Source organism: Mycobacterium sp. (assembly GCF_036273375.1).
Classification (GTDB): Bacteria; Actinomycetota; Actinomycetes; order Mycobacteriales; family Mycobacteriaceae; genus Mycobacterium.
This window is the reverse complement of record NZ_DASUHS010000151.1, coordinates 1-10,942: the sequence shown is the minus strand read 5'-3', so window position 1 is coordinate 10,942 and position 10,942 is coordinate 1. Positions and strand designations below refer to the sequence as shown.

The 10,942-nt window shown below is 65.2% G+C and carries 10 protein-coding genes; 4 read left to right on the top strand and 6 right to left on the bottom strand.

The genetic code is table 11. From position 1 onward, the window contains the following. Both VFW69_RS14495 and VFW69_RS14490 read left to right on the top strand, forming a co-directional pair. Positions 1-659, top strand: a 659-nt coding sequence (locus VFW69_RS14495) for a sulfate ABC transporter permease (RefSeq protein WP_526502211.1), incomplete at its 5' end; no start/stop codon positions are given. Between the two features lie 8 nt (positions 660-667). Beyond that, entirely contained in the window at positions 668-1,762 is a 1,095-nt protein-coding gene (locus VFW69_RS14490) for a sulfate/molybdate ABC transporter ATP-binding protein (RefSeq protein WP_526502210.1), read from the top strand. Positions 1,763-1,773: 11 nt separating this feature from the next. Here VFW69_RS14490 and VFW69_RS14485 read toward each other — a convergent pair whose 3' ends face one another. The 3 genes from VFW69_RS14485 to VFW69_RS14475 all read right to left on the bottom strand — a co-directional run bounded on the left by VFW69_RS14485 (position 1,774) and on the right by VFW69_RS14475 (position 4,353). Further along, on the bottom strand, positions 1,774-2,517 hold the full coding sequence (locus tag VFW69_RS14485; RefSeq protein WP_526502209.1) for a phosphoadenylyl-sulfate reductase: 744 nt from the start codon (positions 2,515-2,517) through the stop codon (positions 1,774-1,776). Further along, positions 2,514-4,181, bottom strand: coding sequence for a nitrite/sulfite reductase (locus tag VFW69_RS14480; protein WP_526502208.1), 1,668 nt, complete (start codon positions 4,179-4,181; stop codon positions 2,514-2,516). Before VFW69_RS14480 ends, VFW69_RS14485 begins: the two co-directional genes overlap by 4 nt. A gap of 115 nt (positions 4,182-4,296) precedes the next feature. After that, a complete protein-coding gene (locus tag VFW69_RS14475; protein WP_350494663.1) occupies positions 4,297-4,353 on the bottom strand; it encodes an Ms4527A family Cys-rich leader peptide in 57 nt (18 codons plus the stop codon). 235 nt (positions 4,354-4,588) lie between these two features. Between VFW69_RS14475 and hemW the strand changes: the two genes are divergently transcribed. Continuing rightward, the gene (gene hemW, locus VFW69_RS14470) at positions 4,589-5,761 is read left to right on the top strand and encodes a radical SAM family heme chaperone HemW (protein ID WP_526502207.1); all 1,173 of its coding nucleotides are present in this window, start codon (positions 4,589-4,591) and stop codon (positions 5,759-5,761) included. A 17-nt stretch (positions 5,762-5,778) separates the two neighbouring features. On the opposite strand, the gene VFW69_RS14465 is transcribed toward hemW, so the two are convergent. Continuing rightward, positions 5,779-7,020 (bottom strand): sodium-dependent bicarbonate transport family permease, encoded by a 1,242-nt coding sequence (locus tag VFW69_RS14465; RefSeq protein ID WP_526502206.1) that lies wholly within the window; start codon positions 7,018-7,020, stop codon positions 5,779-5,781. Between the two features lie 624 nt (positions 7,021-7,644). Between VFW69_RS14465 and VFW69_RS14460 the strand changes: the two genes are divergently transcribed. Next, entirely contained in the window at positions 7,645-8,997 is a 1,353-nt protein-coding gene (locus VFW69_RS14460; RefSeq protein ID WP_526502205.1) for a salicylate synthase, read from the top strand. A 61-nt stretch (positions 8,998-9,058) separates the two neighbouring features. Here the strand turns inward: VFW69_RS14460 and VFW69_RS14455 are convergent, their stop codons facing one another. Both VFW69_RS14455 and VFW69_RS14450 read right to left on the bottom strand, forming a co-directional pair. Further along, entirely contained in the window at positions 9,059-9,973 is a 915-nt protein-coding gene (locus VFW69_RS14455; RefSeq protein WP_526502204.1) for a MerR family transcriptional regulator, read from the bottom strand. A gap of 12 nt (positions 9,974-9,985) precedes the next feature. After that, a partial coding sequence (locus tag VFW69_RS14450; protein ID WP_526502203.1) for a flavin-containing monooxygenase occupies positions 9,986-10,942 on the bottom strand: 957 nt, incomplete at its 5' end.

Below are 10,942 nucleotides of genomic sequence, written 5' to 3'. Positions count from 1 at the left end.
CACTGAATTTGACGCTGCTGGTGGTGGCCATCGTGGTGCCCCTGAACGTCGTCTTCGGTATTCCGACGGCATTGGTGCTCGCGCGCAACAGGTTTCGTGGCAAGGGTGTGCTGCAGGCCGTCATCGATCTGCCGTTCGCGGTCTCGCCGGTCATCGTGGGCGTCGCGTTGATCGTGTTGTGGGGGTCGGCCGGTGCGCTCGGGTTCGTGGAGCAGGACCTCGGGTTCAAGATCATCTTCGGCCTGCCGGGAATCGTGCTCGCCAGCATCTTTGTCACGCTTCCTTTCGTGGTGCGCGAAGTGGAGCCGGTGCTGCACGAGCTGGGAACCGACCAGGAGGAGGCGGCGGCCACCCTGGGTTCGGGCTGGTGGCAAACCTTCTGGCGGATCACCTTGCCGTCCATCCGGTGGGGCCTGACCTACGGCATCGTGTTGACCATCGCACGTACCCTGGGGGAATACGGCGCGGTGCTCATGGTGTCGTCGAACCTGCCGGGGAAGTCGCAGACACTGACATTGCTTGTCTCCGACCGCTACAACCGCGGCGCGGAGTACGGCGCCTACGCGCTGTCCACGCTGCTGATGGGAGTTGCCGTGTTGGTGTTGGTTTTCCAGGTGGCGCTCGACGCGCGCCGCGCACGAGCGGCCAGACAGGCCTGACGAGGGGAATGACCGTGACTGACGCCGGCACTAACCGCGACGACCTCGCCATCATCGTGCGTGACGCCAACAAACGGTATGGCGATTACGTCGCCCTGGACCATGTGGACTTCGTCGTGCCCACCGGCTCGCTGACGGCCCTGCTGGGTCCCAGCGGTTCGGGCAAATCGACCCTGCTGCGTACCGTCGCCGGGCTCGACCAGCCCGACACCGGAACCGTCACGATCTACGGCCGTGACGTGACCCGGGTGCCGCCGCAGCGCCGCGGCATCGGCTTCGTGTTCCAGCACTATGCGGCGTTCAAGCACTTGACGGTCCGCGACAACGTGGCCTACGGGCTCAAGGTCCGCAAGCGACCCAAAGCCGAGATCAAAGCCAAAGTCGACAATCTGCTGGAAGTGGTGGGACTGAGCGGGCTTGCGGCCCGCTACCCCAACCAGCTGTCCGGCGGTCAGCGACAGCGGATGGCGCTGGCGCGGGCGCTGGCCGTCGATCCGCAAGTGCTCCTGCTCGACGAGCCGTTCGGCGCGCTGGACGCCAAGGTGCGTGAGGATCTGCGAGCGTGGCTGCGGCGCCTGCACGACGAGGTACACGTGACCACAGTGCTGGTCACCCACGACCAGGCCGAGGCTTTGGACGTCGCCGACCGCATCGCGGTGCTGAACCAGGGCCGCATCGAGCAGATCGGTTCCCCGACCGACGTGTATGACACCCCGGCGAACGCGTTCGTGATGTCGTTCCTCGGCGCGGTGTCCACCCTGAACGGCACCCTGGTGCGCCCGCATGACATCCGGGTGGGTCGCAACCCCGAGATGGCGATCGCCGGCGGAGACGGCACCGCCGATTCCGTCGGTGTGGTGCGCGCCGTCGTCGACCGGGTGGTAACGCTGGGTTTCGAGGTACGGGTCGAGTTGACCAACGCCGCCACCGGCGGCTTCTTCACCGCCCAGATCACCCGCGGCGACGCCGAGGCGCTGGCCCTGCGCGAGGGTGACACCGTCTACGTGCGTGCCACCCGGGTTCCGCCGATCGCCCTTGATTCAACCGGCGCTGGTCGTTCGGACGGGGCCGACGAGGACGAGAACACCCTGACATCGGCGTGACGGCGCTGCCGCTACGACGCGTGCAATCCGCATTCGGTCTTGGCCCGCCCCTGCCACCGTCCGCTGCGCGGGTCGGCGCCCGCCAGCGGCTTGGCCGTGCAGGGCTCGCAGCCGATCGATGAATATCCTTCGTAGCTAAGCGGATTGACTAGCACACTGTGCTCGTCGATGTAGTTCTGCACGTCCTCGTCGGTCCATGTCACCATCGGGTTGACCTTGACCAGTTTGAAGCCCTCGTCGAAACCGACCACCGGCGCGTTGGCGCGCGTCGCCGCCTCAGACCGGCGCAGGCCGGTCACCCACGCCGAGTATCCGCGCAGCGTCTTACCGAGCGGCTCGACCTTGCGCAGCCGGCAGCATTCTCCCGGATCGCGCGCAAACAGGTCCTTGCCCAGCAGTTTGTCCTGCTCTGCGACGCTCTGCTCGGGAGTGACATTGAGCACCCGGATGTCATACACGGACTCGATCGCGTCCCGGGTGCCGATGGTCTCCACGAAGTGATAGCCGGTGTCCAGGAACACTACCGGCACACCCGGGCGCGCCTTGGCCGCCAGATCGATCAACACGGCCTCCTGCATGCTGGAGGCCACCACATAGTTGCAGGTGGCCCAGCCGCGGGGCCCGTTGATGCCGCCGAATGTTTGGTCAGTCCACCGCAACACGTCGGCGGCGCTGGCGCCCTCCAGCTCGACCGCCCCGCGGGCGGCAAGCGCACGCAATTCCGCTTCTGGAAGTCTGGTAGTTCGTTCGCTCATCGCAAATCGTCCTCGTCTGCCCTCATAGCCCACTGTGCGAAACGTTCACCCTCGCCGCGATATTTCAGGAAGTTGCGTGTGACCCGCTCGATGTAGTCGCCGAGCTCGTCGTTGGTGACCTTGTGCTGGCGCAGCTTTCGACCGAACGCGCTGTCCAGGCCCAGGCTCCCGCCCAGGTGAACCTGGAAACCCTCGACCGAGCCGCCCTCTCCGTCGTCGACCATCTGGCCCTTGAGCCCGATGTCGGCGACCTGAATGCGTGCGCATGAATTTGGACAGCCGTTGATGTTGACGGTGATGGGCACGTCGAGTTGCTCGTTGATGTCAACGAGGCGGCGTTCCAGGTCGGGCACCAAAGACTGCGCCTTGACCCGGGTTTCGGCGAAGGACAACTTGCAGAACTCAATCCCTGTGCACGCCATCACATTCCTGCGCCAATGCGACGGCTGCGACTGCAGGCCCAGTGTCTCCAGGCCCGCGATCAGCTCATCGAGCTTGTCGTCGGGCACGTCGAGGATGACCAGCTTCTGGTAGGGGGTGAGCCGGATCCGGTCCGAGCCGGCGCGCTCGGCGAAGTCGGCCACCGCGGTGAGGATGGTGCCCGAAACCCGTCCCGCGATCGAGGCGACGCCCACCGCGTTCAGCCCGTTCTTGAGCCGCTGCACGCCGACGTGATCGATCGGGTGCTTCAGCGGTTCGGGAGCCGGGCCGTCGATCAGCGGACGCTTGAGGTACTCGGTTTCCAGGACTTCGCGGAATTTCTCGATGCCCCAGTCCTTGATGAGGAATTTCAGCCGCGCCTTGGACCGCAGCCGTCGGTAGCCGTAGTCACGGAAGATCGAGGTCACCGCGTGCCACACCTCGGGCACCGCTTCGAGCGGCACCCACGCGCCGACCCGCTGGGCGAGCATCGGGTTGGTCGACAGCCCGCCACCGACCCACAGGTCCAGCCCCGGGCCATGCTCGGGGTGGTTGACGCCGATGAACGCGATGTCATTGACCTCGTGCACCACATCCTGCAGACCCGAGATCGCGGTCTTGTACTTGCGCGGCAGGTCGGCGAAGTCGGGCTGACCGATGTAGCGGCGCGCGATCTCGTCGATCGCCCAGCTGGGATCGAGCACCTCGTCGAGCGACTCCCCGGCCAGCGGTGAACCCAGGATCACACGGGGGCAGTCACCGCACGCCTCGGCGGTCTGCAGCCCGACCTCGGCCAGCCGCCGCCAGATTTCGGGGACGTTCTCCACCTCGATCCAGTGGTACTGGACATTCTCGCGGTCGGTGATGTCGGCGGTGTCGCGGGCGAATTCGGTGGAGATCTGGCCCACGGTGCGCAGCGCGGCCGCCGACAGCGCACCGCCGTCGCACCGCACCCGCATCATGAAGTACCTGGCTTCCAGCAAGTCCGCATTGTCGTCGCCGGTGAACGTGCCGTCGTAGCCCTGTTCTCGCTGCGTGTACAGGCCCCACCAGCGAAAACGTCCCCGCAGGTCGCTCTTGTCGATGCTGTCGAAGCCGTTGCGGGCATAGACGGTCTCGATCCGCTCCCGCACGTCCAGCGGGGCGCCGGCCTGCTTCATCTCTTCGTTCGGGTTCAGCGGCTCACGATTTCCCAGTGCCCATTGGCCCTCGTTACGGGCCTTTGCGGGTCGGGCGGTGGTCATCGGAAGTTCTCTCCTTCAAAAAGATCGCCTGCGCGGCCAGCACACTTCACCGGCACTTTGGGGCGGCGCGGAACCGTCGGCCAGCTGGAGACACAGGGGGCCTGGGTCTACCACGTCAAGGCAGACAGATACAGCTGCAAACGCGCTTGAGATCAATGTGCCGTCGCGCCACGAGCACAATGTGCGGGCTGGGCCGGTCGACAGTCACCGCACCATTGTGCCATGGATGTCGAAGGGCCGTGCGAGCAGGTTAAATCTTGGCTCACGGTGATTAAAACTACCGGCCGTCCCTGGGAGATCGCCCTCGCGAAGCCCTAGACGTCGATGCGGCGGTTAGCTATGCGCGGGTTGGCGTCGCAGCGGACCGACGATCCGGGGTCGACCCGTTCGTCGTGGGATCATTTGGCATGGCCATTCGCGAGAAACCGGTCGACCTGCCCGACATGGGGCTGGTCGCCGGGCAGCCGTTTGGCGTCTACGTGCATGTGCCGTTCTGCGTAACACGTTGCGGCTACTGCGATTTCAACACCTACACCCCGGCCGAGCTGGGTGGCGTCAATCCCGACGCCTGGCTCAGCGCGCTGGGAGCGGAACTGGAGATGGCCTCCGCAAAGTTGCAGGCACCGCCGGTGAACACCGTGTTTGTCGGTGGCGGGACGCCCTCACTGCTCGGGGGCCCGCGGATGGTCACGCTGCTGGGCATGGTGCGCCAGCACTTCACGCTGGCACCTGATGCCGAGGTCACCACCGAGGCCAACCCCGAATCGGCATGGCCGGATTTCTTCGACGCCATCCGTGCGGCCGGCTACACCCGGGTGTCGCTGGGCATGCAGTCGGTGGCGCCGAAGGTATTGGGTGTCCTTGACCGCATCCACACGCCGAACCGGTCCGCGGCCGCGGCGCGCGAGGCGTTGGCAGCGGGCTTCGAGCACGTCAGCCTTGATTTGATCTACGGAACGCCGGGGGAGTCCGACGACGACCTGTTGTGCTCGGTCGACACCGCGATCGAGGCCGGCGTGGATCACGTGTCCGCCTATGCGCTGGTGGTCGAGGAAGGCACCGCGCTGGCCCGGCGAGTGCGGCGCGGCGAACTGGCCGCACCCGATGACGACGTGTTGGCCCATCGCTACGAATTGGTGGATGCGCGGCTGTCGCAGGCGGGCATGTCCTGGTACGAAGTGTCCAACTGGTCGCGGGCCGGTGGTGAGTGCCGGCACAATCTCGGCTACTGGGATGGCGGCCAGTGGTGGGGGGCGGGGCCGGGAGCGCATGGGTACGTCGGTACGACGCGCTGGTGGAATATCAAGCATCCCAACGCTTATGCGGAGAGGTTGAGCACCGCGTCGCTGCCGGTGGCCGGGTTCGAGCAACTCGATGCCGAGGCTCTGCATACCGAAGACGTGCTACTGAAAACCCGACTGCGCCAAGGCCTTCCAGTTGATCTGCTGAGCGCTGCCGAGCGCGACCGCGCCCACGGCGCGGTTGCCGACGGGTTGCTGGTGTCCGACGGTGACAGACTTGTCCTGACTGCGCGCGGACGGCTGCTGGCCGACGCGGTGGTGCGAACGCTATTGGGGTAACGGCGTTGTCCGTGCGGTCAGACGCCGAACCAATGCTCGAAGGCGCGGGCGATTTCGATGTAGAGCGGGATCCCCACGGTGACGTTGTAGGAGAACGTCAGGCCCAGGGACGCGGCCAGCGGCAGCGTCGGGCTCGCTTCCGGGATCGCCAGGCGCTGCACCGCGGGGACGGCGATGTAGGACGCCGCACCGCACAGGACCGCGAACAACACGTAGGTTCCGGTCTTGAAGTCGGTGTGGGTCAGCGACGCGTAGCTGCAGGCAACGACGATGCCCAGCGTCGCAAAGACATTCGGCGCCACCAGGCCGAAGACGATGAAACCGGGACCCGCGGTGCGAAGGTCCTTTAACTTGCGCGACGCCGTCATCCCCATCTCGAGCAGGAACAGACACAGCACGCCCTGGAAGGCCAGCACGAAGAATTTGTCGTCGTCGGCGACGACCTTCTGCCCCTGCAGCCCGCTGACGAGGCCGATGATGATGCCGCCCATCAACAGGACAAGGCCGGGATTGAGGAAGACCTCCTGAAACAGCTCCCGGGAGAAAATGGGCACCCTCTTGCCCCTGGTGCGCGCCGGGCTCGGACCGGGCTCCCAATCCGGGTGCTCCAGCTTTTCCAGCGAGAGCTCCAACTCCTGCTCGATGGCGGCTTCCTCCTGGCTCTCGAGACTCTGGCCCTGCGGAGGGCGCGCGGCGGTGCCGGGTCCGACCCCGACCTGGACGGGCGGTGTGTAGCCGGCCTCGTCGGGCATGTAGCCGGCGGAGTCCATGCCCCGATGGCGCAGTCGGGCCACGAAATACAGCGCCACCAAGCAGCCCGGGATCTCCATCACCGCCAGCATCACCGGCATGTAGGCGTTGAAAGCGATGTTCACCGCGGCCAGGACGGCCACGCAGGTGGCAAAGGTTCCCGCCGAGTCCGACCCGTAGTAGCCGGCGATGGTCGCGCGGTCGACTTTTCGGAGTGAATTGAGGCGGCTGAGGCCCAGGTAGGCCAGGCCGCCGATCAGACAGTTCAGCACGAAGCCCAAGACCATGAAGCCCACGATGGCCCCGACGCTCGAGGCATTGACCTGTGCGAGTTCTTCCCCGCCGTGCCAGCCGATTGCCAGCAACAGGTACATGGTCAATCCCTGATAGATGACGTAGGGGAATTCGAACCGCACCTTGAGGATGGGAATCAGGAACCCGAAGTAAAAGAACAGCAGAAGCGGTTTGAACAAGTTATGGGTGAAGTTGTGCCAGAACTCTTGCAGCATCGATGCCTCCGTTGGTTAGAGCGCTGATCTGGGGAAGCACCGTCCGCAAGCGGAGCAACCACGAAACATCCCGACGACCGTCAAGAATTTATCCCTACGGCTGACTCGCCGCGACTTGAACACACACAGGCGGGCGGACGCCTCATGGCGCAGCGATAACCAACAAAGCCGCTGGTCAGAGCAAAATCATTTAAGCGAAATTTCTCGAACGTGAACTTCACAGGCGCCACTAGTTTGGTGTGAAACTGCTGTGCATTTACTGTAAGGTCAATACGGGATCAACGCGCCGATGGGACAAGCGACGGCCGCGGGCGGGCAGTGAGCGCTAGGAAAAGTCTGGCTGCCAGAGCCACTTGTTGTGCGGCCGCAGCGTAAACGGTTGGGAAACACTGCGAGTGGTGATCCTCACAGCCGGCCGGGGCTCTCGCCTGAACGGCCGACTGGAGTCCGCTTTACCTGGGCAAACAGGTGGGCGTTCGTCAGCGCGCCGCCGCGCTCTGAGGATCGCGCCCGATTGGCTGACGCTTTAGCTGCGCGGGAGTTTTAGCTGAATGCGGCAATCGAGGGGACAGTTCGCGGGATCGGTTGCGCACAGCTACATAGGTTAGGCTACGGTTACTAACCGTGACCGAGGTCAGCGTCGAGACGAGTTCCGCCGGCTCTGAGTCGCCGTCGATTCCGCTGCCCCTACACATCGATCCGGCCGACCTGGCGGCTGAGCTGGTCGTGATGCTTTCCGAGCGCGTCGGGGAAGAGTATCTGCTTTACGAGCGCGGCGGTGAATGGGTGCTGGCCACCGGTGTGCGCGCGATGATCGAGCTGGACAGCGACGAGCTGCGAGTGAGCCGCGACGGGGTGACCCGGAGCCAACAATGGTCGGGCAGGCCTGGTCCGGTCCTCGGTGAAGCCATCGATCGGCTGTTGCTGGAAACCGACCAGCTCTTCGGCTGGATCGCGTTCGAATTCGGCGTGTACCGCTACGGGCTGCAGCAGCGGCTGGCGCCGAGAACCGCACTGGCCCGGGTGTTTTGGCCGCATGGCCGCATTGTGGTGACCCGGGAGGAGGTCCGGCTGTTCGGTACGTCGGCTGACCACCGGGACGAAGTCCTGGGCGTGCTGGGCGACGGCGTACCCGACGTGCGCGACGCCTCAGCTGTCGACGTGGTCGCTGACCCGTCCGCGTATCGCGATCGCGTGGCGTCGGCCGTCGGCGAGATCGCCGCGGGCCGCTACCACAAGGTGATCCTTTCTCGGTCGCTCGAAGTGCCATTCGCGCTTGATTTCCCGTCCACCTACCGGCTGGGCCGTCGGCACAACACCCCGGTGAGGTCGTTCCTGCTGCGGCTGGGCGGCATTCGCGCCGTGGGTTATAGCCCCGAACTGGTCGCGGCCGTCCAGCACGACGGTCTCGTGGTCACCGAGCCGCTGGCGGGCACCCGCGCGCTCGGCCGTGGCGCGGTGCGTGACCGCCAGGCTCGCGACGACTTGGAGTCGAATTCCAAAGAGATTGTCGAGCACGCTATTTCGGTGCGTAGTTCGCTGCAGGAAATGGCCGAGATCGCCGATCCGGGCACCGCGGTCGTCACCGATTTCATGACGGTGCGGGAACGGGGGAGCGTCCAGCACCTCGGCTCCACGGTCAGCGGTCGGCTGGGTACGGGAAATGACCGGATGGATGCGCTCGAAGCGCTCTTCCCGGCGGTCACCGCGTCGGGCATTCCGAAAGCGAATGGCGTTGAAGCGATCATGCGGCTCGACGAGGGACCGCGGGGGCTGTATTCGGGTGCCGTCGTGATGGTTTCAGCCGACGGCGGGCTTGATGCGGCCCTGACGTTGCGGGCCGCCTACGAACGTGACGGTAAGACGTGGCTGCGGGCCGGCGCGGGCATCATCGAAGGGTCCACACCCGACCGCGAATTCGAAGAGACCTGCGAAAAGCTGTCCACGCTCGCGCCGTATCTGATTGCACGCCATTAACTTCCTCATCGCTAAGCGTGCTCGCCGGTGGCTTGATGTTCCCGGTGCACACGGACCAGGCTCAGACCGGAGAGCTCGATTCGAGGTAGCCGGCCAATATGTGGCCAACAAGCGATTCGATACTGGATTCGATCGACGACGCGAGCGTGGCGGTGACGGTCGCCACCGCTTGAGTGCGGAAGCGCACCAGCATGGTGATCAGCTCGGCGATTTCGGCGTCGGCCGGCAGGGGTTCGCCGGGCTTGATGCGATCCAGCACGTGCTCGGCTCCGGCGCGCACCAGCATGTCGCTGATCTTGTCGATCTCGGGGACGATCTGCTCGTGCAGGTCTATGAGCTTGTCGAATTTGACGCCATAGCCGCGAATTTCGTTGAAGGCTTCGATGAGTTTCGGGCGGGTGATGGTCGCTTGCATCCCATCGATCCGGATCACCTGTAGCGCCACCAGACGCTCGAACGCGTCGGCGTCGTCGACCAATCGCTGGGCGTCGGCCAGCGTCACCGTTTCCGGCTTTTCGGTGGTCCAGGTGCCGACGATGGCGGTTTCGAGGCCCAGCACGTCGCCGAGGTTTTTGCCTTCCTCCCACGCGCTGAGCATTTCTCGTACGTGCGCGATGTTGTAACCGCGGTCGAGCATCGAGGTGATGAGCCGCAGCCGGGTCAGGTGGGTGTCGTTGAACAGCGCGATTCGGCCAACCCGTAGTGGAGGCGGCAGTAGTCCGCGGTCGCGGTAGACGCGGATATTGCGGGTGGTGGTGCCGGCCAGCCGGGCCAGGTCGTCGATCCGGTATTCACCGGAGTTCGCGGCGCCGTGCGGGTACCGGGCGGCCGCGTCGAAAAGCTGTGACACCGCTCCCTCGATGAGTTGGCGGTATTCCCGCGATTGGCGCCGAACCCGTTTGGGTGCGCGCCGCACGTTGTGCAGCACGCTGGCGATGGTGCCGGGTTCGGGCCGCGATGCGCGTTCGGTTGCCATGTCAGTGCGGCATCAGGCCGACGCGGTGGCCTGCGTCTGGGCGTGGCGCGCCACCGCCTGATAGTCCTCGTATCGGAAATCCCTCATCTGGCGAAGATACTGCGTGGCGAAACCGGGGTACATCGACCCGTTGAATCCGTCCTTGGTGAGGTACCAACTGCGGCAACCCGACATCCAGGTCGTCTTGGTGAGCCGGCGTTGAAGGCCCTCGTTGTGGTGACGTTGGACCTCTTCGCGCACATCGAGGTAACGCAGGTCGTCGTTGAGGACGGCGGTGATCCCGCGTACCGCGTAGTCCAGCTGGCCTTCGATGTAAACCAGCAAGGAATTGTGTCCGGGCCCGGAGTTGGGGCCGGTCATGACGAACAGATTCGGATAGCCGTGCACGTTGATGCTCTTGTAAGCCTGTGCGCCATCGGCCCATTCGGCGGCCAGCGACCGGCCGCCGAGCCCCGTGACCGGAAAGGGCGGACCGGTCAGGTGCACGTCGTAACCGGTGGCGAACACGATGCAATCGAGGTGGTGTTCGATGCCGTCGCTGGTGCGAATGCCGGCCGGGCTCAACGTGGCGATGGGCCAGTCGATCAGCTTGCAGTTGTCGCGTTGCAGCGCTGGGTAGAAGTCGCTGGAGACCAGCATGCGCTTGCATCCCGGCCGGAAGTCTGGCGTCAGCTGACGCCGCATCCATGGATCTTTCACCTGAGCGCGCAGGTGTGCCCGCCCGAGCCGGGCGACCAGCGACGTCAGCGGTGTGTCCCAGACCAGCGCCGTGGCGCTGGCTTCGTGACCCCAGTACAGCGCTTGGCGCGCAAGCTGTTGGGTGGCAGGGACTTTAGTGAACAAGGATTGCACGGCCGGCGGGGTGGCAACGTCCAGGCGCGGCAACACCCAGCACGGCGTGCGCTGAAATACCTTGACGAAACCGGCCTGCTTGACCAGCTCGGGGATGATCTGAATGGCGCTGGCGCC